This window comes from Micromonospora sp. BL1 (genome assembly GCF_003667485.1).
Lineage (GTDB): Bacteria > Actinomycetota > Actinomycetes > Mycobacteriales > Micromonosporaceae > Micromonospora > Micromonospora tulbaghiae.
This window is the reverse complement of sequence record NZ_RCVK01000222.1, coordinates 48,900-75,303: the sequence shown is the minus strand read 5'-3', so window position 1 is coordinate 75,303 and position 26,404 is coordinate 48,900. Positions and strand designations below refer to the sequence as shown.

At 73.5% G+C, this 26,404-nt stretch carries 28 protein-coding genes; 13 read left to right on the top strand and 15 right to left on the bottom strand.

The window, feature by feature from the left end; all coding sequences use genetic code 11:
• The coding region (locus EAD96_RS13195) for a sporulation protein (protein ID WP_121684455.1) at positions 1-805 on the bottom strand (805 nt) is incomplete at its 3' end.
• A 160-nt stretch (positions 806-965) separates the two neighbouring features.
• Positions 966-1,589, bottom strand: coding sequence for a TetR/AcrR family transcriptional regulator (locus EAD96_RS13190; RefSeq protein WP_121684454.1), 624 nt, complete (start codon positions 1,587-1,589; stop codon positions 966-968).
• Positions 1,590-1,704: 115 nt separating this feature from the next.
• Between EAD96_RS13190 and EAD96_RS13185 the strand changes: the two genes are divergently transcribed.
• From EAD96_RS13185 to EAD96_RS13175, 3 genes are read left to right on the top strand one after another with little or no spacing between them, the layout of a single operon-like run.
• Positions 1,705-2,391 (top strand): SDR family NAD(P)-dependent oxidoreductase, encoded by a 687-nt coding sequence (locus tag EAD96_RS13185; RefSeq protein WP_121684453.1) that lies wholly within the window; start codon positions 1,705-1,707, stop codon positions 2,389-2,391.
• Positions 2,392-2,434: 43 nt separating this feature from the next.
• Positions 2,435-2,833, top strand: a complete 399-nt coding sequence (locus EAD96_RS13180; RefSeq protein WP_120571914.1) for an ester cyclase — start codon at positions 2,435-2,437, stop codon at positions 2,831-2,833.
• Between the two features lie 12 nt (positions 2,834-2,845).
• Positions 2,846-3,520: an NADPH-dependent F420 reductase gene (locus EAD96_RS13175; protein WP_121684452.1), complete on the top strand. Its 675-nt coding sequence runs from the start codon at positions 2,846-2,848 to the stop codon at positions 3,518-3,520.
• A gap of 53 nt (positions 3,521-3,573) precedes the next feature.
• On the opposite strand, the gene EAD96_RS13170 is transcribed toward EAD96_RS13175, so the two are convergent.
• Complete coding sequence (locus EAD96_RS13170; protein WP_121684451.1) at positions 3,574-4,959, bottom strand: glycoside hydrolase family 6 protein; 1,386 nt, start codon at positions 4,957-4,959, stop codon at positions 3,574-3,576.
• Between the two features lie 182 nt (positions 4,960-5,141).
• Between EAD96_RS13170 and EAD96_RS13165 the strand changes: the two genes are divergently transcribed.
• Positions 5,142-6,434 (top strand): GAF domain-containing protein, encoded by a 1,293-nt coding sequence (locus tag EAD96_RS13165; RefSeq protein ID WP_121684450.1) that lies wholly within the window; start codon positions 5,142-5,144, stop codon positions 6,432-6,434.
• Between the two features lie 16 nt (positions 6,435-6,450).
• On the opposite strand, the gene EAD96_RS13160 is transcribed toward EAD96_RS13165, so the two are convergent.
• The 3 genes from EAD96_RS13160 to EAD96_RS13150 all read right to left on the bottom strand — a co-directional run bounded on the left by EAD96_RS13160 (position 6,451) and on the right by EAD96_RS13150 (position 8,848).
• Entirely contained in the window at positions 6,451-6,669 is a 219-nt protein-coding gene (locus EAD96_RS13160; RefSeq protein WP_233585704.1) for a hypothetical protein, read from the bottom strand.
• Between the two features lie 118 nt (positions 6,670-6,787).
• Positions 6,788-7,855 carry a DUF2855 family protein gene (locus EAD96_RS13155; protein WP_121684449.1) on the bottom strand — a complete coding sequence of 356 codons (1,068 nt, stop codon included), beginning with the start codon at positions 7,853-7,855 and terminating at the stop codon, positions 6,788-6,790.
• Between the two features lie 87 nt (positions 7,856-7,942).
• Positions 7,943-8,848 (bottom strand): oxidoreductase, encoded by a 906-nt coding sequence (locus tag EAD96_RS13150; RefSeq protein ID WP_121684448.1) that lies wholly within the window; start codon positions 8,846-8,848, stop codon positions 7,943-7,945.
• Positions 8,849-8,980: 132 nt separating this feature from the next.
• Between EAD96_RS13150 and EAD96_RS13145 the strand changes: the two genes are divergently transcribed.
• Positions 8,981-9,847 (top strand): helix-turn-helix transcriptional regulator, encoded by an 867-nt coding sequence (locus tag EAD96_RS13145; RefSeq protein WP_121684447.1) that lies wholly within the window; start codon positions 8,981-8,983, stop codon positions 9,845-9,847.
• A gap of 15 nt (positions 9,848-9,862) precedes the next feature.
• On the opposite strand, the gene EAD96_RS13140 is transcribed toward EAD96_RS13145, so the two are convergent.
• A complete protein-coding gene (locus EAD96_RS13140) occupies positions 9,863-10,339 on the bottom strand; it encodes a TspO/MBR family protein (protein ID WP_120571922.1) in 477 nt (158 codons plus the stop codon).
• Between the two features lie 168 nt (positions 10,340-10,507).
• Between EAD96_RS13140 and EAD96_RS13135 the strand changes: the two genes are divergently transcribed.
• The 3 genes from EAD96_RS13135 to EAD96_RS13125 all read left to right on the top strand — a co-directional run bounded on the left by EAD96_RS13135 (position 10,508) and on the right by EAD96_RS13125 (position 13,186).
• Complete coding sequence (locus tag EAD96_RS13135) at positions 10,508-11,668, top strand: peptidoglycan DD-metalloendopeptidase family protein (protein ID WP_121684446.1); 1,161 nt, start codon at positions 10,508-10,510, stop codon at positions 11,666-11,668.
• Positions 11,669-11,837: 169 nt separating this feature from the next.
• Positions 11,838-12,635 carry a trypsin-like serine protease gene (locus EAD96_RS13130; RefSeq protein ID WP_121684445.1) on the top strand — a complete coding sequence of 266 codons (798 nt, stop codon included), beginning with the start codon at positions 11,838-11,840 and terminating at the stop codon, positions 12,633-12,635.
• Positions 12,636-12,745: 110 nt separating this feature from the next.
• Positions 12,746-13,186 (top strand): hypothetical protein, encoded by a 441-nt coding sequence (locus tag EAD96_RS13125; protein ID WP_121684444.1) that lies wholly within the window; start codon positions 12,746-12,748, stop codon positions 13,184-13,186.
• A gap of 7 nt (positions 13,187-13,193) precedes the next feature.
• Here EAD96_RS13125 and EAD96_RS13120 read toward each other — a convergent pair whose 3' ends face one another.
• Genes EAD96_RS13120 through EAD96_RS13100 form a run of 5 tightly spaced genes read right to left on the bottom strand, consistent with a single transcriptional unit; the run spans position 13,194 to position 18,324 of the window.
• Positions 13,194-13,904: an ABC transporter ATP-binding protein gene (locus EAD96_RS13120; RefSeq protein ID WP_121684443.1), complete on the bottom strand. Its 711-nt coding sequence runs from the start codon at positions 13,902-13,904 to the stop codon at positions 13,194-13,196.
• Positions 13,901-14,869 carry an ABC transporter ATP-binding protein gene (locus EAD96_RS13115; RefSeq protein ID WP_121684442.1) on the bottom strand — a complete coding sequence of 323 codons (969 nt, stop codon included), beginning with the start codon at positions 14,867-14,869 and terminating at the stop codon, positions 13,901-13,903. Before EAD96_RS13115 ends, EAD96_RS13120 begins: the two co-directional genes overlap by 4 nt.
• The gene (locus EAD96_RS13110; protein ID WP_121684441.1) at positions 14,866-15,732 is read right to left on the bottom strand and encodes an ABC transporter permease; all 867 of its coding nucleotides are present in this window, start codon (positions 15,730-15,732) and stop codon (positions 14,866-14,868) included. The genes EAD96_RS13115 and EAD96_RS13110 overlap by 4 nt, the downstream gene beginning before the upstream one ends.
• Positions 15,725-16,729: an ABC transporter permease gene (locus EAD96_RS13105; protein WP_121684440.1), complete on the bottom strand. Its 1,005-nt coding sequence runs from the start codon at positions 16,727-16,729 to the stop codon at positions 15,725-15,727. Before EAD96_RS13105 ends, EAD96_RS13110 begins: the two co-directional genes overlap by 8 nt.
• Entirely contained in the window at positions 16,726-18,324 is a 1,599-nt protein-coding gene (locus EAD96_RS13100; RefSeq protein WP_121684460.1) for an ABC transporter substrate-binding protein, read from the bottom strand. The genes EAD96_RS13105 and EAD96_RS13100 overlap by 4 nt, the downstream gene beginning before the upstream one ends.
• A 203-nt stretch (positions 18,325-18,527) precedes the next feature.
• On the opposite strand from EAD96_RS13100, the gene EAD96_RS13095 reads away from it, so the two are divergent.
• On the top strand, positions 18,528-19,799 hold the full coding sequence (locus tag EAD96_RS13095; RefSeq protein WP_199733156.1) for a PP2C family protein-serine/threonine phosphatase: 1,272 nt from the start codon (positions 18,528-18,530) through the stop codon (positions 19,797-19,799).
• Here EAD96_RS13095 and EAD96_RS13090 read toward each other — a convergent pair.
• A complete protein-coding gene (locus tag EAD96_RS13090; RefSeq protein ID WP_233585702.1) occupies positions 19,782-20,132 on the bottom strand; it encodes an STAS domain-containing protein in 351 nt (116 codons plus the stop codon). The two genes, EAD96_RS13095 and EAD96_RS13090, sit on opposite strands and share 18 nt — an antisense overlap.
• Positions 20,133-20,215: 83 nt before the next feature.
• Positions 20,216-21,493 (bottom strand): MFS transporter, encoded by a 1,278-nt coding sequence (locus tag EAD96_RS13085; protein ID WP_121684438.1) that lies wholly within the window; start codon positions 21,491-21,493, stop codon positions 20,216-20,218.
• Positions 21,494-21,601: 108 nt separating this feature from the next.
• Here EAD96_RS13085 and EAD96_RS13080 point away from each other — a divergent pair, with 108 nt between their 5' ends.
• The 4 genes from EAD96_RS13080 (at position 21,602) to EAD96_RS13065 (ending at position 26,076) form a co-directional block, all read left to right on the top strand.
• Complete coding sequence (locus EAD96_RS13080; protein ID WP_121684437.1) at positions 21,602-23,020, top strand: PLP-dependent aminotransferase family protein; 1,419 nt, start codon at positions 21,602-21,604, stop codon at positions 23,018-23,020.
• Positions 23,021-23,104: 84 nt separating this feature from the next.
• Positions 23,105-23,614, top strand: a complete 510-nt coding sequence (locus EAD96_RS13075) for a SigE family RNA polymerase sigma factor (RefSeq protein WP_121684436.1) — start codon at positions 23,105-23,107, stop codon at positions 23,612-23,614.
• Positions 23,611-24,456, top strand: coding sequence for a hypothetical protein (locus EAD96_RS13070; RefSeq protein ID WP_121684435.1), 846 nt, complete (start codon positions 23,611-23,613; stop codon positions 24,454-24,456). The genes EAD96_RS13075 and EAD96_RS13070 overlap by 4 nt, the downstream gene beginning before the upstream one ends.
• A 36-nt stretch (positions 24,457-24,492) precedes the next feature.
• Entirely contained in the window at positions 24,493-26,076 is a 1,584-nt protein-coding gene (locus EAD96_RS13065) for a DUF4139 domain-containing protein (RefSeq protein ID WP_121684434.1), read from the top strand.
• 49 nt (positions 26,077-26,125) lie between these two features.
• Here EAD96_RS13065 and EAD96_RS13060 read toward each other — a convergent pair whose 3' ends face one another.
• A complete protein-coding gene (locus EAD96_RS13060) occupies positions 26,126-26,395 on the bottom strand; it encodes a GlsB/YeaQ/YmgE family stress response membrane protein (protein ID WP_073825816.1) in 270 nt (89 codons plus the stop codon).
• Positions 26,396-26,404: the final 9 nt, after the last annotated feature.

Genomic DNA, 26,404 nt, shown 5'->3' with positions numbered 1-26,404 from the left:
GGGCGTAGCCGTGGCCGGTGTGCAGGCTCTGGTAGCCGTCGAGGGCCTGGCGGACCCAGGTGTCGACCTGCGCGGCCCAGTCCACACGGTCGGCGTCGGCGTGCGCGGCGTGGTAGCGGCCGTACGAGTCGTGGCCGCCGGTGAACAGGCCGCCGCGCTTGTCGAACTCCAGCACCACGTCGACGCCGTGCTCGTTCGCCACGAAGGTCAGCTCGACCTCGTTGACGTCGTGGGCGTACTGCGGGGCGGCGTAGTACTCGACCTCCTGGTAGAACGGCAGATTCTGGTGCAGCCCGGAGATGTGCCCGCGTTCCAGGTCGGCGCCCTTGAACCCGAAGCCGAGCCGGCCGAACGCCTCGAGGATGCGCTCCTGCACCGGCAGCGGGTGCACGTACACCGGGTCCAGGTCGCCCTTGTCGATCGCGCCGCGGATCGCCACCTCGGTGCGCAGGCCCATCGTCATGCCGTGCAGGTGCTGCCCGTACAGGTCGGTCACCGGGGTCTCCCACGGCATCGCCACCTGGAACGGCAGCGACAACTGCTGACCCTCACGCAGGTGCAGACCACCCGCCACCTGGATGCGGTGGAACTCGACGAGGGCGTCGTACTCCTCCTCCGCGCCGTCGATCTCGACGCGGGCGACCAGCCCGACGGTGATGTGGTCGATCTCCACGTCATGGCTGCCGCCGGTCAGGTTCACCTGCCCGCCCAGCACGAGCCCCGGGCGGGTGCTCGGATTGGACAGGACCGTATCGACGCTCGGGCCGCCCACCCCGAACGCGCCCAGCATCTTCTTGAACACCACGAACCCCTCCCTCGACGACCGCCGACGCGCGACACCGGGATCGTGAGGAATTCACGTGAAACCCTTGTGCCGCAACGAGATCAACGGCGTCCATAATGGAAGCCGTCGAGCGGGGAAGCTACCAACGCCACCTGAGAAGTAGCTGAGTGAACTCAGCGGGTTACTCTCCGGAACCGGGGTGGAGTGCTGCTACCGCCTGCATGGCGACGTCGACGGAGGCTTGGAGGTCCTCGCGGCTCGCGCCGGCCGCGGCGTGGACGGCGTGACCCTCGCTGAGCGCCATCACGAAACGCGCGAGCGCCCGGCTGTCCAGGCCGTCGGGGAGGTCCCCCTCCTTCGCCGCGCGGGCCAGCCGCTCTTCGAGCGCGGCCTCGGTGGCCGCCCGGCCGGCGGCGAGGATCTCGGAGATCCGGGCGTTCTCCGGGGAGCAGGCCAGGCCGCCCTGGATGGAGAGGCAGCCGGCGGGGTGGCCGCCCGCGGTCAGGTTGTCGGCGCTGGCGCGCAGGAAGGCTTCGATCGCGGCGTACGCGGTCGGCTGGTCGAGGGCGGCGCGGGCGTTCGCGAGGTTGGTCTCGTGGTAGCGGTCGAAGGCCCGCTTGAACAGCTCTTCCTTGCTGCCGAACGCGGCGTACAGGCTCGGGCGGTTGATGCCCATCGCCCTGGTGAGTGAGCTCAGCGACGCGCCCTCGTAGCCCTGCTGCCAGAAGACCTCGGCGGCGCGGTCGAGGACCGTCTGCTCGTCGAAGGCGCGCGGCCGTCCCGGGGTCGGAGTCTCAGTGCCCATGCCTCGACTATACCGCTCGGTACAGAAGTGACCCAAGCCACGAACCGATCGGTACAGAAAGCTGCTACGGTGATCACGAACCGATCAGTACAAAACTGCGGCATGAGGGAAGAGCATGACCATCACGTTGATCACCGGCGCGAACAAGGGCATCGGTTTCGCGACCGCCAGACAGCTTCTCGATCTGGGGCACGTCGTCTACGTCGGAGCGCGCGACCCCAGGCGAGGCGAGGAGGCCGCCTCGGCGCTGGGGGCACGCTTCGTGCCGCTCGACGTGACCGACGACGACTCGGTGACAAAGGCGCTGGCGGCCATCGACGCCGACGAGGGGCAGCTGGACGTCCTCGTCCACAACGCGGGCATCGCCGAGAACGGCGTCGTCGACGGGCCGACCGCCCTGCGCGTCTTCAACACCAACGTGGTCGGGATCGTCCGGGTCACCGAGGCAGCACTGCCCCTGCTGCGCCGGTCGTCCAATCCGACTGTGGTCACGGTGTCGAGCAGCGCCGGATCCTTCTGGGCGGTTACCAACCCCGACCGGCCGGAGTCCACCCTGACGTCGCCGCTCTACTCGGCGTCGAAGTCCGCCGCCACGATGATCACCGTCCAGTACGCCAAGTCCCAGCCGGGGATCAGGTTCAACGCGGTCGAGCCGGGCTACACCGCCACCGACCTGACCGCCGCGATCGGCGGCGGCAGGACCCCGGCGGAGAGCGCCCGGACCGTCGTACGCCTGGCGACGCTGCCCCCCGACGGCCCGACCGGAACCCTCCAGGACGACTCCGGGCTCTTGAACTGGTAGCCGTCCACCCCGACCGCGCTCCGCACATCGAAGGAAGAGTGACATGACTCAGAACGATCTCCGCAACTGGTACCTGCGCTACGTCGCCGCGCTCAACGCCCACGAGTTCGACGGCATGGACGAGTTCATCAACGACACGGTGATGCTCAACGGCGAGCCGGGCACCCGGGACGACGTGATCGCGGTGCAGAAGCACGACGTGGACGCCGTTCCGGACCTCCGCTGGAAGGTCGAGGAGCTGCTGTTCGACCGCGACCGGATCGCCGTACGCGCGATCAACTACGGCACACCGGTGAAGGAGTGGCTGGGCGTCCCGCCCTCCGGCGCCTCGTTCGAGATCGTCGAGTACGCCATCTACAAGGTCAGCGACGGGCGGTTCGTGCAGATGACCGCCCTGCACGACTCGGCCGAGATGCTCCGGCAGCTCACCGCCGCCCGCTGACGGACACCGACGATGACCACCATCGGCATCATCGGCGCGGGTGAGGTGGGCAGCCAGCTCGCCCGCGCGGCGGTAGCCGCCGGATACGCGGTCGTGATCGCCAACTCCCGGGGGCCGCACACGCTGACGGACCTCGTGGCCGAACTCGGGCCGTCGGCGCGGGCGGCGTACGCCGCGGAGGCGGCGGCAGCGGGCGACTTCGCGATCGTCGCCGTGCCGCTCAAGGTCGTGAACGACATGCCGGTCGAGGAGCTGGCCGGCAAGGTCGTGCTGGACACGAACAACTACATGGTCTGGCGCGACGGGAACATCCCGGTGCTCGACTCGGGCGAGAAGACGGTCCACGAGCTGCGCCAGGAACAGCTCCCCACGTCGAAGGTCGCCAAGGCGTTCACCCACATCCAGGCGCCGCGGCTGCTCACCTCGGCCCGGCCCGCCGGCGCACCGGACCGGCTGGCGCTGTCCGTCTCCAGCGACCACCCGAAGGCGGTCGAACTCGTGACGCGGCTCTACGACCGGTTCGGCTTCGACACCGTGGACAACAGTCCACTGAGCGAGTCCTGGCGTACCGGCCCCGGCCAGCCCGCGTGGATCCGCCACGCGCACCAGAACCGCGAGGAGCTGGCGCTCAACCTGAGGCGTGCGCGGCGGTTCGTCACTCCGTCGCGGACATCAGCGGGGAAGTGACAGGGCCCGGCGCGGAGAGCGATCCTCCGCGCCGGGCCCGGTGCCGGGTCCGGTCAGGCGGCGCAGGTCGCGGTCGCGCCCTGACCGGTGCCGGTGCCCTGGAAGCCGAAGTTGGTCGTCTGGCCGGCGCCGACCTGCCCGTTGTAGCCCACGTTCGTGAACCGGACGGTGCCGCTGGTGCCGCTGGCCTGGGCGTTCCAGGTGCCGGTGATCGCGGCGCCGCCCGGCAGCGCGACGGTCACGGTCCAGCCGTTGATGGCCGCGGAGCCCGCGGTGACGTTCACGCTCGCGGTGAAGCCGCCGTTCCACTGGTTGATCGCGACCGACGCGGAGCAGCCGTTACCGGTCGGCGGCGGCGTGGTCGGGGGCGCCGTCGTGGGCGGCGCGGTCGTCGGCGGAGCGGTGGTCGGCGGCGCGGTCGTCGGCGGGTTGGTCGTCGGCGGCGCGGTGGTCGGCGGGTTCGGCGCGCCGTTGGCCAGGCTGAAGGCCAGGTCCGGCTGGAACGAACCGGCCGTGTAGCGGCAGCCGTCCGCCTCACCCGGCGGCTTCACCCAGAGGTACGCGTCGATGTTGGCGTCGCCGGTGTTCGTCGTCGGGTACTGCCCGATGCGCCGATCGGTGTTGTCGTCGGCGCACCAGTCCCCGGCGGCTCCCCCGTTGCGGCTGGTGTCGATGACCTGCCGCTTGCCGGAGATGCCCATGCCGTTGAGCGCGGAGATGACCGCGCGGCCGAAGTTCGCCTCGCTGGAGGTGGGGTTGAAGTTCGACACGTTGGTGAAGAAGCCGTCGGCGTACTGCACGCCGGCCGCCCGGAGCCGGTTCGCAGTGTCGTTGGCGCTGTTCCAGGTCGAGTGACCCCCGTCGAGGTACACCTTGGCGTTCGGGTTCGCCGACTTGATGGTCTGGGTCGCCGTCGTGAGCGCCTGGTTGCGGGCGTTCAGCTCACCGGTGCTCAGGCAGGTCTGGAGCGCCAGCGAGTCGGTCTCCAGGATGATCAGGACGGTCTGGTTGCCGAGTCCCCGGGCGAAGTTGGACACCCAGGTCTGGTACTGGTTGAGGTCCGGCGCGCCACCGGCGCTGGCGCCGCCGCAGTCCCGGTTGGTGATCTCGTACACCGACAGCACCGGGATCTGCTGCGCCGCGTTGGCGGCGCCGATAAAGCTGGAAACCTCGGACTGGATGGTCGACGGGTTGAAGTTGGCGTACCAGCGCGCCTGCGGCTGGCTGGCGATCTTGTCGCGGATGACTGCGGCACGCGAGTCGCCGGGGTTGGCGGCGACCCAGCGGACGACCGCCGAGGACGGGTCGCGGTAGAGCGATCCGGACACGGTGCCGGCGGACGCGCCGCCGACGGCGAGACCGACGCCGGCCGCGGCGAGCCCCGCGACGGCGGCCACGCTGATGGCCGCTGAACTGCGGCGGGACGAGAGGATAGCCACGTCGTGTTTCCTCCTGATCACATAGACGTATCTAAGTTCATGGGAGCGTTCCCACGACGGTAACGGAGGCGGGCGTCGATGCCAAGATGTGAACGCCGGCCACTGCCCCGTAATCTGTGCGGTGATCACCGGGCGAGGGCCCGCCAGTCGACCGACGAACCGGCGCGGGAGGAAGACCAGGCATGACGGCGCTACCAGGCCGGCGTCCGGCCGCGGCGGAGTCACCGGCCGCCGGGCGGCCCGCCGACGAGGATCTGCGGACACTGTTCGGGCAGTCCATCGCCGTCTTCGCCGCGCTCGCCGGGCCGACGCACGTGGTGGAGGCGGCGAACCCGGCGTTCTTCGCCGCCATCGGCGAGGAACGCGCACGCACCGGCGTTCCGCTCGCCGAGTTGATGCCGGAACTGGACGGCCAGGGCTTCATCGCCCTGCTGGACGAGGTCTACCGCACGGGCGAGTCCTACACCGGCCATGACGCCCGGATCATGCTCGGCACCGGATCGCAGGCGAGGGAGTCGTTCTTCGACTTCACCTACGAGGCACGCCGCGACGCCGCCGGCACCGTGACCGGCATCCGGGTGATCGGGGTGGAGACCACGCAGGTCAAGCAGGCGCAACGGCTGATGGCCGAACACCGCGCGATGCTGGAGCAGATCGCTCGGCAGGCGCCTTTGGCCGAGGTGCTCGACGGGATGGCCCGCTGCATCGAGAACCTCGCACCGCAGGAGGTGCTCGTCTCCGTCCTGCTCGCCGACGCGGACGGCCGGCACCTGCGCCACGGCGCCGCGCCCAGCCTGCCCGACTTCTACAACGAGGCCATCGACGGGATCGCCACCGGGGAAGGTGTCGGCTCGTGCGGCACCGCCGCGCACCGGCGGGAACCGGTCGTCGTCACCGACATCGCCACCGACCCGTTCTGGGCCGACTTCCGCGACCTGGCCGAGCGGGCGGGGCTCGCCGCCTGCTGGTCCACGCCGATCCTGGCCCGTGACGGCAGCCTGCTCGGCACCTTCGCCATGTACCACCGCACCCCGCGCGTCCCGCGGGACACCGACCTGGCCCTCGCCCGGGTCTTCACCGGCACCGCCGCCCTGGCCATCGAACGCCACCACATCGAAGAGGCGAAGGCCGCCGCGGACGCCCGCGCGCGAGCCGCCCACGACGAGCTGGCCCGGGTGGTACGGGCGGAGCGGGAACTACGCGCCGAGGCCGAGCAGCGCGCCGCCGCAGCCGCGGAACTCACCGCCCGGCTGCGCACCGCTGCCGCCGCGCAGGCCGCCTCTCCCCGCCCCGAGCGGTGTCAGCTCGGCGGCAGCGACGGCTGCACGGCACCCGCCGAGATCAAGATCGCCGACTCGTGGGGCGACGCGGCGTGGGGCTGCCCGGTCCACGTCGAGGAGGCGATCATCAACGTCCGTTCGGTGTTCATCGCCAACGAGGAACTCGGCGGCCTGGCCGCCTACGTCAACCGCTGACCGGACACGCCCGGGCCTAGCGCCGGACGGGCGCGCCGGCCGACTTGCGAGCGGTGCTCGCCGCGGTGAACGGGCTCCGCAGACGGGTCATGGATTCGGCGCTGACGTCCGCGATCGGACTGCGCTCGTCGTCGGTGGCCCCGAGCCCTTCCACGCGGAAGGGGTTCAGGGCGAAAGTGTTGTCGGGCACGTGGTGCTCCAAGGAAATCTGCACGGCAGCGTTCGACTCAGTCATCGCGGCTGGGAAACCGTGGGAGAAGCAAGGGGTCGGCGATCAGCCGTCGGTACCCCGTACCGACAGCCTAGCGCGCATCGGCCGGACGGGCGCGCCACGGCCGAAACCGGTGACGTTCTCAGAGCTGGACGACGTGACCCACCCGGGGCGGCGTCCGGCCCGCGAGGACGTCGAGCCACGCGTCCCGCAGCCCGTCCGGGCCGGTGCCGACCCGTACGTCGAGCCATCCGCTCACCACCTGGGAGAACCGCTGCCAGGCGTCGGCGAAGCGTTCGTCGAGACCGGTCCGGCCCCAGTCCTGGCTCCGCTTGCGGATGCGTACCGGCGCGAAGAAGACCTCCCCGGCGGCGCCGGCGTTCGGCGTCTGCTGGGTGAGGCCGACGGCGATGTCCCGGACGAGCAGGTCGCCGAGGTGCGCCCGCAGGGCGGCGCGGGTCGCGGGTGAGCCGGACAGGTCGAGGTAGACGGTCGGAACGGCGTCGAGCGCGTCGATGTCGTCGTAGGAGAGGACCTCGTCGTAGCAGCCCAGCGACCGGGTGAAGGCGAGGTTGCCGGGCGAGGTGAGCCCGATCAGGCGCGGGCCGCGGCCGTGCAGCTCGAACGCGGCGGCGTACGCCGTCTTGCTGGACGCGGACGACAGCACCAGCGCCGTCGCTCCGTAGCCGTCCTCGTCGACGACCTGGTCGGCGAGCATGAACGAGGTGAAGAACAGCGGCCGGAACAGGATCAGCAGATCCTCCTGCTCCGCCCGGTAGGCGGGGTCGCCGTCGGTCGACCGGTAGGAGTTGTACGGCGAGGGCAGGCCGGCCCGGTGCGGGCTGGCGTCCCGGAACCCGGACGCGTCCACCCGGTCCGGGCGTACCACCAGGTGGCCGGCGGGCGGCAGGTAGCCGTAGACCCGTTGCCCCGGCTCGACACCGGCCACTGTGGACGTGACGACCTCGGCGAAGCCCCACAGTGGCGGGAGCCCCCACCCACCGTCGAGGCCACGGGGCTGCGGCGGGAAGAACTCCCAGTAGCGCATCGCCTCGCCGAGCACCGCGTAGGTGACGTTGTTGGCGGTCAGGCCGACGCGGTCCACGCGCAGCAGCGCCTCGCCGTCGGCGAGGCCGGGCACGGCGCCGTCGACGAGTGTGGTGCGAGCGAGGTCGTCACGGGCCACAGCGAACGTCCACGAGTCAGCCATGGCCTGACGCTAGGCAGCCGCCAAACTCCAGACAAGTGCACTGGGAGTGCAAAATCCCACTCGGCGGCACCGTTGCGCGCCGGCGGTTCAGAGGTAACGAATACCCGTCAGCTCCGCCGCCGCAGCCCAGAGGCGCTCACCCATGGCCGGGTCGGCGGCCTGCCGGCTCAGCCGCGCCTCGGTCACCGGACCCCAGGTCTCGAAGAAGCGGGACGGGCCGAAGAACTGACCGCCGCGTACCTCCGGGTCGGTCGCGGCCCGCAACTGCGGCAGGACGCCCCGCTCGACCGGCTGGGTGGCGAGCAGGCCGAGCCGCCCGATCACCCGTCCCAGCCGGCCCCGGTGTGCCCAGGCACGCGGCGTGAGGTTGCTGCGGGTGAGACCGGGATGTGCCAGCGCGCTGACGACCGGCGACCCGGCCGCGCGCAGGCGGCGGTCCAGCTCGACGCCGAAGACGGTGGTGGCGAGCTTCGAGCGGCCGTACGCGGCAGAGGCCCGGTAGTCGCGCTCGGACATCAGGTCGCCGAAGTCGAGGCGCGCGTTGCGGTGGGTGAGGGAGCTGAGGCTCACCACCCGCGCCGCCCGCGCCCCGGCCAGGGCGTCCAACAGCAGGCCGGTTAGCGCATAGGGGCCCAGCGTGTTGGTGGCGAACTGGAGCTCGAAGCCGTCGGCGGAGGTACGGCGCGGGCCGAGCAGCACCACACCGGCGTTGTTTACGAGCAGGTCGATCGTCGGGTGGTCGGCGGTCAGCTTCGCGGCGAACGCGCGTACCGAATCGAGGCTCGCCAGGTCCAGCTCGCGTACCTCGGTGTCGCCGCCGATGCGGCGGGCGGCCTGCCGGCCGGCGGCGGTGTTCCGCACGGCCAGCACGACGTGGGCGCCGTGGCGGGCCAGCTCGGTGGCGGTGACCAGGCCGAGGCCCGAGTTCGCGCCGGTCACGACGGCGACCCGGCCGCGCTGGTCGGGGATGCGGTCGGCGGTCCATCCGGTCATCTGCTGCTCCTCGGGTGCGGGGTTGGCGTCGAGCGATGACGCTAGGAGCGGTCCGGGGTGTCTCGGTCGTTCGCGGTTGCCTAGGTCCGCGGGACCTACCCTGGGCGCGCGGCGTCACGGCAGACTGGCGGCATGAGCAGCCCGCATCCGTACGCACGCGAGCTGGGCGCCTTCCTCCGCGCCCGGCGTGGCCGACTGCGCCCGCGCGACGTCGGCCTGGAGCCGGGCGGCCGGCGCAAGGTGACCGGCCTGCGGCGGGAGGAACTGGCCCTGCTGGCCGGGCTGAGCACCGACTACTACCAGCGGATGGAGCAGGGCCGGGAGGTACGCCCGTCGGACGACGTCCTGGACGCGCTCGCGGGCGCCCTCGGTCTGGACGACACCGAACGCCGGCACCTGTTCACGCTGGCCCGGGCCGCCCGGCGGCCGGCGCCCGCCCGCGTCGAGCGCGGTCCGGAGCGGGTGCCGGACAGCACCCGGCGGCTGCTGCGGGTGATGGACACCCCGGCGGTGGTCCTCGGCCGGCACCTGGACCTGCTCGACTGGAACCCGATGGCGCAGGCGCTGCTCGGTGACCCGGCGGACCACCCGCCGGGCCGGCTCAACATGCTCCTGCTGCTGTTCGACGACGCGCTGACCGGAGGACGGAGCTGCCCGGACTGGGAGCGGCAGGCGCTGGACTACATCGGCATGCTCCGCGCCGCCGTCGCCGACGACCCGACCCATCCCCGCGCCACCGCGATCGTCGGCGAGCTGAGCATCCGCAGCGCGGAGTTCCGGCGGCTGTGGGCACGGCACGACGTGCGCGCCTCGGTGAGCGGTACCAAGACGTTCCGGGTGCCCGGACTGGGGGACATCGTCCTGGACTGGGACACCTATCCGCTGCCGGGCAGTCCCGGCCCGGTCGTGCTCGTCTTCACCGCCGAGCCGGGCAGCCCGGACGCCGACCGGCTACGGCTCCTGGCGTCGTGGCGCGCGACCGGCCCGGCGTCCGCGTGATCAGGCGGACACCGGTCACCGTCCCCGGTTGAGGCCGACGATCGCGCCGTTGAGGGCGGTAGCGAAGAGGGTCCAGGCGACGTACGGGGCGAGTGCCGCCCCGGCGGGACGGTCGGTGCGCGCCGCGCGGCCCAGCAGCACGAGGTTGGACACGTTGAGCGCGGCGATCTCGGCCAGCGCGGCTCCGGGTCTGCGGGCGCCGAAGAACAGGGCGCTCCAGCCGGCGTTGAGCGCCAGGTTGAGCGCGTAGCCGCGCGCGAAGGCGGCGCGCTCGGGCCCCTCGGAGCGGTCCAGCGCGCGGGCGCCGGCCACCGCGATCAGCCCGTACAGCGGTGTCCAGACCAGGGGGAACGCGGTGGACGGCGGCTGCCAGGCGGGCTTGCGCAGGCGGCGGTACCAGCGCGACGAGGTGCCGGTGGAGGTGGCGGCGGCGCCCGCGGCGGCGGTCGCGGCGACTGCTGCCGCGGTCTTGACCAGGGTCGGTACTCGCATACCGGGTCAGCTACCCGGCCAGCGGCGGATAAACCCGCACCACCGGAAGAGCCACTTCCGGACACCCCCGGTGCACAGATCCTTCATCGAAGGATGCAGAACTCGTAGACAATTTTCATGCCCTTCGATAGCCTCGCCATTCAGTGATGCTTGTCGATAGGAGGCTCCATGCGACGGCTCGTGCTCTCCTTCACGCTGGCGACGATCGGTGCCTGGGCCGTGGTGCCGGCACCGGCCTCGGCCGCACCCCGCCCGGCACCGGCGCCCGTCACCGACGCGGTGACCGCGAAACTCCTCGGCCAGGCCGACGCCGCGACCCGGACCGCCGGGCCGCAGCGGACCCGGGTCACGGTCACCCGCGCCGACGGCCGGTGGGCGTTCGGCACCGCGGTACTGCTGGCCGACCGGTCCGAGGACGCGCACCCCACCGGATCGGTCTTCCTCGCCCGGTCCGACACCAAGGGCTGGACCGTCGCCTTCGACGGCGAGGCGTCGTTCGGCGACCTGGCCGCCGCGTCACCGCTGGTGAGCGAGAACGAGAAGGCCGTGTTCCGCACGCCGGTCGCGCCACTGGCCGCGGGCGGGGACTTCCGCACCGGCATGGCACTGCCGTTCGCGGTCGGGCAGACGTGGACGCTGACCTCCGGGCCGCACGGCTGGGGCGGGGCCGCCGCGCCGTGGAGTTCGGTCGACCTCGCCGGTGGTGACCAGGTGGTTCGCGCCGCGCGGGCCGGAACCGCGTACACGATGTGCACCGGGTGGATCCGGGTCATCCACGACCGGGGCTACTCGACCGACTACTACCACCTGTGGAGCAGCATCTCCGTCAACGGCGCCGCCGTCGCGCAGGGCGCGTACCTCGGCTACACCGGCACCGACGTCACCTGCGGCGGCTCCGCCACCGGCCGGCACGTGCACTTCGGGCTGCGGCAGAACTCGGCGTACGTGCCGATCGCCGGGCACGGCATCGGCAAGTGGGACTTCGTCAGCGGCGCGGCCGCGTACCAGGGCGGCGCCCGGCACGGGTCCGCCTACGTCGGCGGCGGTGGCGGCGTCTACAACTACGGCGCGCTCGGCTTCAACCAGGGAGTCGTCGACGCCAACGGCGGTGGCACGCTGACCCGGCGCTCCGGCCCCGGCACGGGATACGGCGCGGTCGGGTCGATAGCCGACGGCGCCACCGTCACCGTCTCCTGCTCCGCCAACGGCACCTCGCACACCGGCCGGTACGGCACCACGGCACTGTGGGACCGGCTCAGCGACGGCAGCTGGGTGTCCGACGCCTACCTCTCCACCGGGGTCAACGGTCCGATCAACGGCTGGTGCTGACCACGCCGCGAGACACGTGCCGGCGCCGGACACGGCGTCGGCACGCGCGGCGTATGACGCAGACGGGATGCCCCCATCCATTGCCGTTCATCGATGTCTGCCCATAGGCTCCCTGCCACCGCGAGTGCGGCCCGGCGGGGCGGCACAGCGTCGATGTCTGGAGGGAACCATGGTCCGTTGGCGCAGATTCCTCGGCCGGATGGCGGCCGTTCTGGCAGTGGTCACCGCGGGAGCGGTCACCGCGGTGGCGCCCGCCGCAGCGGCACCCGCCGGGGACATGACGCCGTACGTCGTCGGCGGCACCCGGGCCGCGCAGGGCGAGTTCCCGTTCATGGTCCGGCTCTCGATGGGCTGCGGCGGAGCGCTCTACAGCCCGCGACTGGTCCTCACCGCCGCCCACTGCGTCGGCCGTACCGGCGCCGACACCAGCATCACCGCGACGCTGGGCGTGGTGGACCTCCAGTCCTCCAGCCGGATCCAGGTCCGCTCCAACTACGTCTACCGGGCCCCCGGCTACAACGGCAACGGTGACGACTGGGCGCTGATCCGGCTCGCCACCCCGGTCACCTCGCTCGCCACGCTCAACATCGCCACCAGCACCGCGTACGACAACGGCACGTTCACGGTGGCGGGCTGGGGCGCCGCGCGGGAGGGCGGCGCGCAGCAGCGCTACCTGCTCAAGGCCACGGTGCCGTTCGTCGACGACACCACCTGCAACCGCTACTACGGCGGCGACGTGATCCCCAGCGAGGAGATCTGCGCCGGTTACGCCAGCGGCGGTGTCGACACCTGCCAGGGTGACTCGGGTGGCCCGATGTTCCGCCGGGACGCCGCCGGCGCCTGGATCCAGGTGGGCATCGTGAGCTGGGGCAACGGTTGCGCCCGCCCCAACTACCCCGGCGTCTACACCCAGGTCAGCACGTTCGCCTCGGCGATCCGGTCCGCCGCCGCGAGCCTCGGCGGCTGACGACGCACGCGCGGTGGCCCGGTCGCGGCGAAGCGGCCGGGCCACCGCCATGTCCGCGCGGATCCGCCGCCCGCTCACGACGGTGACGGCGACTGCTAACTTCCGGACGCATGGACGACTCCCCTCGCTGGTACCGCCCGGCCCCCGACGTGCTGCTCACGGCCGGCAGCGCCACCGCGCTGCTCGGCTACCTGATCCCCTGGTTCCGCGCCAGCCGCCTCCACCAGTGGTCGTACTCGGGCTGGGCCTACCTGGAGACCGAGGGCGGCTGGACCTGGCTGGTCGTGGTGTCCCTGGTGATCGCCGTCCTCGCCGGCCTCTGGGCCGGGCGGAGCGTGGCGTGCGCCAAGCTCGCGGTCGGCGCGGCGGTGGCCGGGATGTTCCTCGCCGGTGCGGTGGTCGCGGTGAGTCTGGGCGCGCTGCCGGAGCGCGACAGCATCAACTGGGTCGGTGAGCTGCCGTTCGAGATGGGGATGCCGCTCATGGCGGTCGGATTCGGGGCGGTCGTCGCCGGGGCGCTGGGCACCGTACGCCGCCCGGTGCAGGAGTGACGCCGGGTCACGCCGCCGGCAGGTCCACCACCCGGGTGGCCCAGCGGGCCATCAGCGCCGGATCGTGGGTGATGACCAGGACCCCGGCGGAGTGCCGGCGCTGGTAGTCGGTGACGACGGCGGCGACGTGCGCCTGGGTGGAGGCGTCGAGCATCGCGGTGGCCTCGTCGCAGAGCAGATAGTCCGGCCGGTGGACCAGGGCGCGGGCCAGGCAGGCGCGTTGCAGTTGCCCGTCGCTCACCGCGTGCGGGCGGCGGGTCAGCAGGTCGGGGGTCAGGCCGGCCAGGTCGGCCAGTTCCGCCGTACGGGCCGCCGCCTGCTCGCGCGGTGTGCCGGTGGCGCGCAGCGGCTCGGCGATGATGTCGGCGAGGCTGAGCCTCGGGTCGGTGGCGGCGCGCGGGCTCTGGAACATGATCGCGACGCGGGTGCGCAGTTCCGCCGGCAGGCGGTGGCGGACGCCGCCGAGCGGTCGCCCGTCGATCGTGACGTGACCGCTGTCCGGGGCGTGCAGCAGGGCGAGGACGCGGGCGAGCGTGGACTTGCCGCTGCCCGAGGGGCCGCGCAGCCCGACCGTCTCGCCGGGGGCGACGTGCAGGTCGACCCGGTCGAGGACGCGCTGCCCGCCGTACGCGACGGAGACCTGGTGCGCGGCGAGTCCGCCGGCCGCCGCGTCGCCCGGGGCGGCGGCGTCGGTGGCGCCGGGAACCGTGATCGTCATGCCGGTACCTCCTCGCGCAGCGGGTGGTGACAGGCGACCCGGCCCGCGCCGTCGGCGGCGGGTCGGGGCAGCCTGTCGCAGGTGTCGGTGGCGCGGGCGCAGCGCGGGGCGAAGGCGCAGCCGCCGGGCAGGTCGGTGAGCGTGGGCGGGTGGCCGGGCACCGGCACGAAGGCGCGGTCGGGCAGGGCGTCGAGCAGACCGGCGGTGTACGGGTGGGCCGGGCCGTCGAACAGCGCCTCGGTGGGGCGGTGCTCGACGATCCGGCTGGCGTACATCACGGCGACGGTGTCCGCGACACGGCGTGCGGCGGCCAGGTCGTGCGTGATGAGCAGGACGGCGGCGCCGGTGTCGCAGCGGCGCCGCAGCAGGTCCAGCGTGTGGTCGACGAGCGGCCGGTCGAGGCCGGTGGTGGGTTCGTCGGCGAGCAGCACCGGCGGGTCGGGCGCGAGCGCGAGCGCGGTGGCGAGCCGCTGGGCCATGCCGCCGGACAGCTCGTGCGGGTACCGGTTCAGGTCGGCCGGGTCGAGGCCGACGTCGGCGGCGATCCGGTCGGCGGCGGCGGGCGCGTCGCGGCGGCTGTGCCCGTGCGCGCGCAGCGTCTCCTCCAGCAGCTTCCGCCCGGTACGCACCGGCGTGAGCGCGGTGGCGGGGCTCTGCGGGACGAGGCCGACGCCCCGGCCGCGTACGTGCCGGGCGAGGTGCCGCTCCCCCGCGCCGATCAGGTCGGCCTCGTCGCGGCCCGGCACGTGCAGGCGGGCCTGCCCGGTGACGGTGGCGTTGCGCGGCAGCAGGCCGAGCAGGGCGTGCGCGAGGACCGACTTGCCGCACCCGGACTCGCCGACCACCGCCAGCAGCTCGCCGGGCCGCAGCGTGAGGCTCAGGTCGGTGACGGCGTGCACGACGGCGTCGCGCAGCCGGAAGCGGACGGTCAGCCCGTCGACGGTCAGCAGCGCCGCGGCGGTCACAGGTGCAGCTCCGCTCGTACGCGCGGGTCGAGGCGGTCACGCCACCGGCCGGTGAGCACGGCCAGCGCCAGCGTGGCCGCCACGAGCAGGAGACCGGGGACGATGCTGGCCCACCAGGCGCCGGTGAGCAGCGACCGCTGCCCGTCGTTGATCATGTTGCCGATCGAGGCGAGGTGCGGGGGCAGGCCGAGGCCGAGGAACGACAGCGCGGTCTCGTGCCAGACGGCGTGCGGCACCATGAGCGTGGTCGCCAGCGCCAGGCGCGGCAGCACGTGCGGCAGCAGGTGCCGGGTGAGCACCCGGACGCGCCCGGCGCCGCCGGAGATCGCGGCGTCGACGAACGGCCGGTTGCGCAGGCTGAGCAGTTCCGACCGGACGATCCGGGCGGTGGACAGCCAGTGCGTCAGCGCGATGGACGCGATCACCGCGCCGAGGCTGGGGCGCAGCATCGCCACGATGAAGATGCCCAGCAGCAGGTGCGGCAGCGCGGCGACGGTGTCCACGACGCGCATGAGCGCCCGGTCCACCCAGCCGCCGACGCTGCCGGCGACGGCGCCGACCAGGCCGCCGATGACAGCGGCGACGAGCGCGGCGACCGCGCCGACGAGCAGCGAGACGCGCAGGCCGTAGAGGCTGCGCACGGCCACGTTGCGGCCGAGGTCGTCGGTGCCTGCCAGGTGCTCCGGCGAGGGCGCGAGCCGGGTACGGGAGAGGTCGACGGCGCTCTGGTCCAGCGGCCACAGGACCGGGGCGAGCAGCGCGGCGGCGACGACACCGGCGAGCACCACGACGGCGACTGTCGTGCCCACGCTGCCGGGGCGGCGCAGGCGCCGGACGCGCGCGGGAAGGGCGAGATCAGTCATCGAGGCGTACCCGGGGGTCGGCGGCGGCGTAGGCGAGGTCGGTGAGCAGGTTCGCGGTCAGCACCACGACGGTGGTGACCAGCGTCGTGGCCGCGAGCAGCGGGAAGTCGGCGCCCAGCGCGGCCTCGACGGTGACCGCGCCGAGGCCGGGCAGGGAGAACACGGTCTCCACCAGGACGGCGCCGCCGACGAGTTCGGGCAGGTGCGTGCCGACCAGCGTGAGGAACGGCAGCAGCGCGGTGCGCAGCGCGTGTCCGAACAGGACGACCCGGCCGGGGAGCCCGCGGGCGCGGGCCGCCAGGACGTGGTCGTCGCGCAGGCTCTCGGCGACCGCGTCGCGGACGAACAGCACGAACCAGGGCGCCTGGGAGATCCCCAGCACTGTCACCGGAAGCACCAGGTGGCGGGCCACGTCGGCCGGGTCGGTGCCGGTGGCGGTGATGTCGGTGAGCCCGCCGGCGGGCAGCCAGCCGAGGCTGAGGGCGAACACGGCGATCGCCGCGAGGCCGATCCAGAAAACCGGCATGGACTGCACGGCGTACGCGACGGCGCGCAGCGCCCGGTCGAACCAGCCACCACGCCGGTACGCGGCCAGCGTGCCCAGCAGCACGCTCGCCACCAGCACCAGGGCGAGCGCGGTGCCGACGAGCAGCAGCGTCCAGCCGGCCCGGGCGGCGAGCACCGAGGTGACCGGCTCGTGCCGGCTGGTCGACCAGCCCAGGTCGCCGCGCAGCAGGTTGCCGACCCAGCGGGCGTACTGCACCGGCAGCGGGTCGTCGACACCCCAGTTGGCGCGGATCTGCGCGAGGTTCTCCTCGCTGGTGGTGAACGCCGCCGCGCCCGCGTACTGCTGGGCCGGGTCGATCGGGGAGGCGGCGCCGAGGGCGAACATGCCCATGCTGGTGGCCGCCAGCACCGGTACGGCGACCAGCAGCCGCCGCCGGACCACGGCACCCGCACCGGCCAGTCGCCGCCGGCCGGTCACGGGTGACGTCACGACGTCTTCGTCCAGGTGTGCACGTTCCACCAGATGCTGTTGGCGACGTCGTGCTCGTGCGGCTCGACCCGCGGCGTCACCCCGGTCACGGCGTCCTTCAGCACGTAGGTGTGCTGGAGGTAGGTGAGGAACACCCACGGCACGTCGGCGGCGAGCTGCTTCTGGAACGTGGCGTACGCGGCCTTGCGGGCGGCCGGGTCGGCGTTGTCCCGGCCGGCCTGCAACGCGGCGTCGGTGGCCGCCGAGCGGTACGAGCCGGGGTTGAAGAAGCCCTGCCCGGCGAAGGCCGAGTTGAACAGCTTGTAGGAGACGAAGTCCGGGTCGTACGGCGTGCCGTAGCCCATGATCAGCGCGTCGTTCTTCATCCGCGGGGTGATCGCGTCCCAGGTCAGCCCCTCCGGGGTGACAGTGATGCCGACCTTCTTCGCGTCGGCGGTGACGGCCAGGGCCAGTTCCTTGCGCAGGCTGTCGGTGGCCGGGTACAGGAGCGCGAACGCCGCCGTACGCCCGTCCTTGACCCGGATGCCGTCGGGGCCCGGCTTCCACCCGGCGGCGTCCAGCGCGGCGGTCGCCGCGGCGAGGTCGGCGCCGGGCTTGCCCGCGATCGAGGGCTCGGCGTATTCCGACGTCGGCGGCACCGGCCCGAACGCGGGCTCGCCCGCACCGCCGAGCACGCCGGTCACCATGGCCTGCCGGTCCACCGCGACGTTCAGCGCCTTCCGGATCGCCGGGTCGGCGGTCACCGGGTTGCCCATCGGCAGCATGACGCCCCGGTAGTCGGCGGTCGGCACCTTGTGCACCCGGTAGCCGTTGCGGCTCTCGAACCCGGAGGCGAGCTTCGGTGCCAGCTCCGCCGCGTCGAACTCGCCGGCCCGCATCCGCTGGGCCCGGACGTTGTCGTCGGCGACGAACGCCACCACGACGCCGGAGTTCGCCGGCTTGCCGCCCCAGTACGTCTCGTTCGCCGCGAGCACGAGCCGGTCACCCGGGGTCCAGGACGTGAACCGGTACGGGCCGGTGCCGACCGGCTTGCGGTTGAACGACGCCTTGTTGACGTCCTGCCCGGCGAACGCCTTCGCCGGGACGATCCCCAGCGCCAGCCGTTGCAGGAACGGCGCGTACGCGTATTGCAGCGTGAACACCACTGTCCCCGGGTCGGGCGCGGTGACGGAGGCGAGCATGTCCAGATCGGAGCGCAGCGTGGAGTCGACGGCCGGATCGAGCACCGCCTGGTAGGTGAGCACCACGTCCTGCGCGGTCAGCGGGCTGCCGTCGTGGAACAGCACGCCCTCGCGCAGCTTCGCGGTGACCGTCTTCCCGTCCGCCGAGACGGTGGGCAGTTCACGGGCCAGGGCGGGCACGAGTTCGTTGCGGGCGTCCCGGGCGACCAGCCCGTCGAAGATCAGCGACGCGCCGTCAACGCCGTAGTTGAGCACCGGGTTGAGTGTGTCCGGCTCGCCCGCGGTGGCGACCACCACTGTGCCGGCGCTGCCCGTCCCGCCGGTCGAGGCCGTCGGCGACGAGCAGCCGGTGACGGCGAGCAGGGCGGCGGCGAGCGCCACGGCCACGCGTACGGGCTTGGGCCTGATCGCCACCGGCAACTCCTCGAACACTCGTCTGCGGGTGGCAGCGGGCGGGCGCTCCGGCGAGGATCGATCATCGCGTGCCGGAGCGCCCGCTACCGCCACTATTCGGTAGTTGCCAACTATATGCAATAACCTCTGGTCGATAGCGGCGACCCGCCGCCCCCGATGTCGCTCGCGAGGCGGACGTCCGGCGCGCTGAATATGCTCAGAGCGTGGAGGACAGCGAGCAGGCGGTGCTGGCGGGGATGTTGCAGTCGGCCGAGGACGCCGCCCCGGTGGAGGCGGTCGAGGCCGTCACCGGCGTCATCGCCACGGCGCTGAACGCGCTCGGCGTCTCGCTGCTGATCGCCGACCTCAGCGGCCGTGCGCTGGTCCGGCTGACCCACCAGCCCGCCGGCGGCGGTCCCGGCCGGCGCCACGGCGAGGAGGACGCCGAGGTCCTCCCCTTCGACGGCGGGCACTACGAACAAGCGCTACGCCGGCAGACTCCCCGGGTCGTCCCCGGCGACGGCACGTGGACGGTGCTGGCACCGGTCACCGACCGCGGTGAGGCGATCGGCCTGCTGGAGATCGACCTGCCCGACGAGCCGGACGACGACGCGGTGAACTGGGTCGCCCGTACCGCGCACGCGCTGGCGTTCGTGGTCATCGCCAACCGCCGGCACACGGACCTCTTCGAGTGGGGACAGCGGACCACGCCGTTCACCCTCTCCGCCGAGATCCAGCGCCGCCTGCTGCCCGCCTCGTTCACCTGCGAGGCCGGCGCCTTCGCCCTCTCCGGCTGGCTGGAACCCGCCGCCAGCGTCGGCGGCGACACGTTCGACTACAGCCTCGCCCGGGACCTGCTGCACCTCAGCGTCACCGACGCGATGGGCCACGGCGTGGCGAGCGCGCTCACCGCCACCCTCGGCGTGGGCAGCCTGCGCAACACCCGACGGCGCGGCGCCGGCCTGGTCGCCCAGGCCGAGGAGGCCAACCGGGCCGTCGCGGAGCACGCCAACGTACGCGGCGCGTACGTCACCGCCGTGCTGGGCCGCATCGACCTGACCACCGGGCGCTGCGAGCTGCTGAACGCCGGGCACGTCCCACCGCTGCTGGTCCGGGACGGCCGGGTCGTACCGGTGGAACTACCGGGCAACTTCCCGCTGGGCATGTTCCCCGGCGAGAGCTACCGCAGCGCGGAGCTGCCACTGCGGCCCGGCGACCGGCTGGTGGTGGTCACCGACGGCATGCGCGAACGCAACGCGGCCGACCTCGACCTGCCCGCCGCCCTGCCCCGTCTCGCCGACCTGCACCCCCGCGAGGCGGTCCGGGCGCTGTCCGACGCGGTGCTGGAGATCGCCGGGCCGGCTCTGGCCGACGACGCCACGCTGCTCGTCGTCGACTGGTACGGCGACCACGGGCCACGGCGCAGCACCGCCGGCGCCGACCTCACCCGCACCAGCGATCGCCCCGGCGAGGAGCGCTCACGGCACCAGCGGTGACGCGTCCTCCGCCTCCGGCACGGTGTCGAACAGCGGGATCACGCGGTCCACCGAGGTGATCGAGAAGACCCTGCGCACGGACGGGCGAACACCGGCCAGGCCCAGCCAGCCGTCGCGCTCGCGCAGGCTCTTGTAGCCGACCACGAGCGCGCCCAGGCCACTGGAATCCATGAATCCGACGCCGGTCAGGTCGACGACGACGACCCGGGCACCGCCCTCCGTGAGCTCGTGCAGCCGGTCGCGCAACTGCGGAGTGGTGCTCATGTCCAGGTCGCCGACGACTTCGATCACCGGGCCGACACGCCCCTGCCTGCTCGTCGCCGAGAACTCCACCACTCCCCCTCAACCGCGTACCTCGCTACCCGACACCGTGCCAGAAACCGGCCCCTGCCGCCTCCCGTGGGGCGTACGTCGGCTCAGCGGTCTTCCCGGGAAGTGGTGGACGACACCTCGGTGCCGGTCCGCCGCACCGGAGCGGGAATCCGCACCTCGGCGGCGGCCCGGCGGCGCTCGGCGAGGCGTACCGCCGGACGCATGGCCAGGCCCGCGACCACGAACAGCCCGCCGAGCACCAGCCAGCCCGGCGTGCCCCAGCCGAGAAGCAGCGAGGTCAGCAGCACCGGGCCGAGCATCCGGGCGAGCTGCGGCGCCATGCCGAAGAAGCCCTGGTACTGCCCCTGCCGGTCGGGCCGGGCCAGGGTGAAGCCGACCTCCCAGCCGCTGGCCGCCTGCACCATCTCGCCGAACACCTGCACCAGGGCCGCGGCGAGCAGCACCGCCGAGGCCACCCACGCGCCGCCGACCATCCCGGACACCGCGTACGCGCCACAGGCGACCAGCAGCACCCAGCCGGCGTGCCCGCTGGCCCGGGCCGCCGAGCCCGGATCGGTCACCCGGCGGGCCACCCGGACCTGCCACAGCACCACGCACAGCATGTTGACGGTGAGCACGATCGCGCCCATCGGCGCCGGGGCGTCGGTCCGCTCCGCGATCCACAGTGGCAACGCCAGGCTGAGCAGCGGCATGTTCAGGCACATCACCGCGTTCAGCAGCGTGATCAGCGCGTACGGGCGGTCGCGCAGCACGGCCAGCCGTCCCGGCTCGGGTCCGGCCGGGACCGGCGCCGCCGCCTCGGGCAGCCGGCGCACCAGCAGGGCGGCGGCCAGGAAGCTCGCCGCGTCCAGCGCGAAGGCCGACAGGTACGCCGGGCGGGTGTCCGCCCAGAGCACGAGCGCGCCCAGCCCGGCCCCGGCGGCCAGGCCGGCGTTCGCGACCGACTGCAACCGCGCGCGTACCGCCGTGCGCCGCGCGGGCTCGATCAGCCCGACCAGCAGCGCCTGCCGGCTGGCGGTGAGCCCGGCCTGGCAGGCGGCGTAGCAACAGGCGAGCAGCACGAACAGCGGGAAGGAGCGGATCACGAGGAAGCCGCCGAGCGCGGCGGCGGTGGCGACCGCGAAGACGCCCGTCATCCGCCGTGCGCCGTAGCGGTCGGCCGACTGGCCGGCGGGCACCCCGGCGAGGATGCCCGCCGACCAGCCCACGGTGAGGGCGATCCCGACCTGCGCCGGGGACAACCCGACCACCCGGATGAAGAACAGCGCCGAGCAGGCGTAGAACGCGCCGTCACCCACCGAGTTGGCGAGCTGCGCCAGGCTCAGCACCCGGACCCGTCGGCCGGTGTCGACATCGGTCATTGCCCGTCCCCCGTTCGCCGATCTCCTTCCTCCATCCAAGACCTGCGAATTGGCCGCGAGAAGCGCCGATTCCCGGCGATCCGATTGGGCCAATGTAGGGTCGGCGCCGTGGACGTACACGTCAGCCTGGCCGGGCCCGGCGACCGCGCCACCCGGATCCACAGGCAGTTGCTGGAGGCGATCCTGGACGGCCGGCTGCGGCCCGGCGAACGGCTGCCACCGACCCGCGAACTCGCCCGGCGGCTCGACGTCTCCCGCAACACGGTCGCGGTCGCCTACGAGCGGCTGACCGCCGAGGGCCTGCTCACCGCCCGGGTCGGCGCGGGGACGTTCGTCGCCGACGAGCCGGTCGCCCGCGCCCGGCCCCGTCCGGCGCCGGCCGGCGGGGTACGCCCCCGCGCGTTCTGGGCATCCGCCGCACCGGCACCCACCGCCACGCCCCGGCCCGGCCACGACTTCCGGGCCGGCACCCCGGACACCGGGTTGTTCCCGCTGGCCACCTGGCGTCGGCTGGTCACCGGTGAACTGCGCACCTCGACGATCCGGGGCGGGTACGCCGACCCGGCCGGGCACCCGGGCCTGCGTGCCGCCGTCGCCCGGTACGTGGGGCTGGCCCGCGCGGTACGGGCCGGGCCGGAGGACGTCGTCGTCACCCAGGGCGCGCAGCAGGCGCTGGACCTGATCGCCCGGGTCGTGCTCGAACCGGGCGACCGGGTGGCCGTCGAGGATCCCGGCTATCCCCCTGCCCGGCGGCTGTTCGCCGGCCACGGCGCGCGGATCGTGCCGGTGCCCGTCGACGACGAGGGCATCGACGTACGCGCGCTGCCCGGCGACGCACGGCTGGTCTACGTCACCCCGTCCCACCAGTTCCCGCTGGGCGTCCGGATGTCGCCGGCCCGCCGGGCGGCGCTGCTGGACTGGGCGGCGGCACGGGACGCGGTGGTCGTCGAGGACGACTACGACACCGAGTTCCGCTTCTCGGCGCGGCCGCTGGACCCGTTGCAGACGCTGGACCGGGCCGGGAAGGTGGTCTACGTCGGCACGTTCTCCAAGACCCTGCTGCCCATGCTGCGCCTCGGGTTCCTGGTCGCCCCGGCGTCGCTGCGCCCCGCGCTGCTGGCCGCCCGGCAGCTCACCGACTGGCACGGCGACCACACCACGCAGGCCGCGCTGGCCCGGTTCATCGACTCCGGCGAGCTGCCCCGGCACATCCGCAAGGCGACCCGGGTCTACGCCCAGCGGCGCGAGCTCATCGACGCGGCGCTGCGCTCCGACCTCGCCGACTGGCTCGACCCGGTGCCGTCCACGGCGGGCCTGCACTTGTGTGCGCGGCAGCGCCCGGAGGCCGGCGTCGACCTGCCGGCGGTCGTCGCGCGGGCGGCCGACGTCGGCGTCACGGTACGCGAGATCGCCGGCTACCACGCGGGCCCGCCCGGCCCGGCCGGCCTGGTGCTCGGCTACGGCGCCGTCGCCACCGCCGACGTACCGGAGGGGCTCCGGTTGCTCGCCCGCAGCTTCCGCGGCTGACCGCGCCACGAATTCACTCCGCCCGCCGAGCAACCCCGGGAGCCACACCTGGCGTGACTATCCCGTATCCGATCGGAGGTCCGAATGAGTGATCGCGACACGGCGTTCGCGGAGTACTTCTCCGCGCGGCACCACGCCATGCGCGCCACCGCGTATCTGCTCTGCGGTGACTGGCACCGCGCGGAGGATCTGGTCCAGACCGGGTTCACCAAGCTGTACCTGGTCTGGAACCGGGTCGCTCGGCACGAGGTGCTCGACTCCTACCTGCGCCAGATCATCGTCCGGTCCTTCCTCGACGAACGGCGGCGGGGCTGGTGGCGGCGGGAACGGGTGGGCACGCCCGACACCGATCCGCCGGTGCCGGCGAGTCCGCCGGAGGACCGGCTCGTGGTGCTCCAGGCGCTCGCCGCCGTACCGCCCCGGCAACGGGCCGTTCTGGTCCTGCGCTACTGGGAGGACCTGCCGGTCGACGAGGTGGCGGCGCTGCTGGGCTGCTCGCCGGGCACGGTGAAGAGCCAGTCCGCCCGAGGTCTGGACACGTTGCGCGGCCTCCTGTCACCCATGCACTCATCGAGCGAGAAGGGGCAACGATGAACGGAGACCATCTGCGCGAGGCGCTTCGCGACGAGATGCTCAGCGTCACCGCGCCACCGCACCTGAGCGCCGACGGCATGCTGCGCTCCGCCCGGCGGGCCCGCACCAGGCGCCGAGCCGTCCGGGCCTGCGCCGGGTCCGCGACTGCGGTGCTCGCGCTCGCGGGCGTCGCGGGTGTCGTGGCGCTCTCCACCCCGGACGGCGGCGACCGGCGCCCGCCGGCCGCGCTGCCCCAGGCCGCCCCGCCGCCGTCGGCGGACGGCAGCGCCGAGCCGATGCCCACCGGGCCCGACGGCCTGCCGCAGGAGGACCGCACCGCGCGGGTGGGCACCCGGTACGACCAGGCCGCACTGCTGCTCGACCGGCTCGTCACAGTGGTGCCCGACGGGTACACCGCCGAGAAGACCGTCTCCACCGAAACCGGAAAGGAGACGCTGGGGACGCACGAGGCGAACTTCAGCGGACGGGCAGACGGCGTCGAGTTGTGGAGCTACATGGCCTCGGTCGACGTGACGAAGAGGACGTGGAAGGGACGCCTGCTCACCGAGGTGCACACACCGGGGAACCTGCTGCCGACCGAACCGTGCGACCTGGCGCGTGAGTTCTGGGGCATGGGGGGCGAGTGCCAGCCGATGACCGTCGGCGAGGCGACTGTGGGTGTGGTGGTCCGGCCCGGCTCGGACGACCGGTTCGACCAGTGGGCCGCCTACCGGCATCCCGACGGCGTGGTCGTCTTCGTCGCGCAGGGCGCGTACGACCGGCAGGCGCCCGCGTCCCCGCTGCCGTTCACCGCGCGCCAACTGGCGGCGCTCGCCGTCGACGAACGGCTGCACCTTCGGTAGCCCCGCCGCGGGCGCGCCTGAACTACCCTCGCCGCCGTGGACACTGTGGAGATCGATGCGCCGGTCGTCGGCGTGACCGTCTACCCGGACCGCGCCCGGGTCACCCGCCGCGGCGGCGTCCGGCTGGCCGCCGGCGACCACCGGGTACGCGTCGCCCCGCTCCCGCTGGGCCTGCGGCGGGACTCGATCCGGGTGGGTGGCCGGGGCGCGGTGACGGTGCTCGGGGTGGACGTGAGCGCGTGGCGGCAGGCCCGTAGCACCGACGCCCAGGTCGTCGAGCTGGAACGGCGGCGCCGCGAGCTGGCCGACGAGCTGGCCGAGGCCGGTGACACCGACGCGGTCGAGGAACAGCGCGGCGAGTTCCTCACCCGGCTGGCCGAGCGCGCCGGTGGCACGTACGCCCGGGCGCTGGCCGCCGGTGACGCGGCCCCGGCCGACGTCGCGGCCTTCACCGACTCGGTGTCCGGTCAGCTCGCCGAGTCCCGGGCCCGGCGGCGCGGGCTGGCCCGGCGGCGCACCGAGCTGGCCGAGGAACTGGCCGCTGTCGACCGGGAGCTGGACGCGGCGCGCGGCAAGCGGGAGCCGGACCGGCTGGCCGCCGAGGTGTCCGTCTCGGTGGACGCCGACGACACCGAGGTGGAGCTGGAGCTGACGTACCTGGTGGACGACGCCCGCTGGACGCCCTCCTACGACCTGCGGCTGGTCGAGGACACCGTGACCGTCACCTGGTTCGGGCTGGTCAGCCAGGGCACCGGGGAGGACTGGCCGGAGTGCGAACTCCAGCTCTCCACCGCCCGTCCGGCGGCGGCGAGCGGCGTACCCGAGTTGTCGCCCTGGTATCTCGACCGGTTCCGGCCGGAGCCGCCGACGGCCGTGTCGGCCGCGTCGTTCGGCGGCATGGTGCCGCCCCCGGCGCCCGGCGCGGCGCCGGCGGGCCGTCCCCGGGCGGCGCGGGCCGCGGCACCGGCGGTGCGGGAGAGCGTCGCCGAGGTGGAGCAGGGCGTGACGGCGGCTACCTACCGCCCCGCCCGGCCGGTGGCGGTGCCCGCCGACGGCAGCGCGCACCGGGTCACCATCGCGGTGCTGGAGCTGCCGGCCCGGCTGGACCACGTGAGCGTGCCGGTGCGCGCCGCCGAGGCGCACCTGCGGGCCACGGTCCGCAACACGTCGGACCACACACTGCTGCCCGGCCCGGCGTCGGTCTTCCACGGGGCCGACTTCGTGGCGGCGACGCGGCTGAAGACCTGGGCGCCGGGCGAGGAGACGGAGCTGGCGCTCGGGATCGACGACCGGGTCCGGGTGGAGCGGAAGCTGTCCCGGCGCACCGAGAGCAAGGCCGCGCTCGGGTCGACACGGCGGCGGGAGGTGGAGTACCGGATCACTGTCGCGAACCACACGCCCCGCCCGGCCACCGTCGAGGTGCGGGACCAGCTGCCGGTGTCCCGGGACGAGTCCGTGGTGGTACGCGAGACCGCGCTCACGCCGCCCCCGGCCGAGCGTACGGAACTGGGCGAGCTGACCTGGCGGTTGTCGCTGGCGCCGGGTGAGAGCGGCGAGATCGCGTTGGGCATCCGGGTGGAGCTGGCGAAGGGCGTCGAGCTGACCGGCTGGCGGGAGTGACACGACGGGGCCGCTTCCGCGACGTGCGGAAGCGGCCCCGGCGGGTGCCTCAGACGCGGCGGCGGCCGTAGAGGCCGGCGAAGACGGCGACACCGATGGCGGCGAAGCCGACCTGGAGCGCCAGCTCGATCCAGTCGATGCCGGGGGTGTCGTCGACGCCGAACGCGCCGGCCACCAGCGTGCCGACGAACGCGGCGACCACACCGATGAGCAGGGTCAGCCAGATCGGGATGTTCTGCTTGCCCGGCACCACCAGGCGCCCGAGCGCACCGATGACGAGGCCGATGATGAGCGCGGTGAAGAAGCCCGTGATCTCCACGAGAGGCGT

Bases quoted from the DNA above. Each gene is read 5' to 3' on its own strand.
- EAD96_RS13190 (WP_121684454.1), bottom strand. From the start codon at position 1,589: ATGGGCACTGAGACTCCGACCCCGGGACGGCCGCGCGCCTTCGACGAG.
- EAD96_RS13185 (WP_121684453.1), top strand. From the start codon at position 1,705: ATGACCATCACGTTGATCACCGGCGCGAACAAGGGCATCGGTTTCGCG.
- EAD96_RS13180 (WP_120571914.1), top strand. From the start codon at position 2,435: ATGACTCAGAACGATCTCCGCAACTGGTACCTGCGCTACGTCGCCGCG.
- EAD96_RS13175 (WP_121684452.1), top strand. From the start codon at position 2,846: ATGACCACCATCGGCATCATCGGCGCGGGTGAGGTGGGCAGCCAGCTC.
- EAD96_RS13165 (WP_121684450.1), top strand. From the start codon at position 5,142: ATGACGGCGCTACCAGGCCGGCGTCCGGCCGCGGCGGAGTCACCGGCC.
- EAD96_RS13160 (WP_233585704.1), bottom strand. From the start codon at position 6,669: ATGACTGAGTCGAACGCTGCCGTGCAGATTTCCTTGGAGCACCACGTG.
- EAD96_RS13155 (WP_121684449.1), bottom strand. From the start codon at position 7,855: ATGGCTGACTCGTGGACGTTCGCTGTGGCCCGTGACGACCTCGCTCGC.
- EAD96_RS13150 (WP_121684448.1), bottom strand. From the start codon at position 8,848: ATGACCGGATGGACCGCCGACCGCATCCCCGACCAGCGCGGCCGGGTC.
- EAD96_RS13145 (WP_121684447.1), top strand. From the start codon at position 8,981: ATGAGCAGCCCGCATCCGTACGCACGCGAGCTGGGCGCCTTCCTCCGC.
- EAD96_RS13140 (WP_120571922.1), bottom strand. From the start codon at position 10,339: ATGCGAGTACCGACCCTGGTCAAGACCGCGGCAGCAGTCGCCGCGACC.
- EAD96_RS13135 (WP_121684446.1), top strand. From the start codon at position 10,508: ATGCGACGGCTCGTGCTCTCCTTCACGCTGGCGACGATCGGTGCCTGG.
- EAD96_RS13130 (WP_121684445.1), top strand. From the start codon at position 11,838: ATGGTCCGTTGGCGCAGATTCCTCGGCCGGATGGCGGCCGTTCTGGCA.
- EAD96_RS13125 (WP_121684444.1), top strand. From the start codon at position 12,746: ATGGACGACTCCCCTCGCTGGTACCGCCCGGCCCCCGACGTGCTGCTC.
- EAD96_RS13120 (WP_121684443.1), bottom strand. From the start codon at position 13,904: ATGACGATCACGGTTCCCGGCGCCACCGACGCCGCCGCCCCGGGCGAC.
- EAD96_RS13110 (WP_121684441.1), bottom strand. From the start codon at position 15,732: ATGACTGATCTCGCCCTTCCCGCGCGCGTCCGGCGCCTGCGCCGCCCC.
- EAD96_RS13085 (WP_121684438.1), bottom strand. From the start codon at position 21,493: ATGACCGATGTCGACACCGGCCGACGGGTCCGGGTGCTGAGCCTGGCG.
- EAD96_RS13075 (WP_121684436.1), top strand. From the start codon at position 23,105: ATGAGTGATCGCGACACGGCGTTCGCGGAGTACTTCTCCGCGCGGCAC.
- EAD96_RS13070 (WP_121684435.1), top strand. From the start codon at position 23,611: ATGAACGGAGACCATCTGCGCGAGGCGCTTCGCGACGAGATGCTCAGC.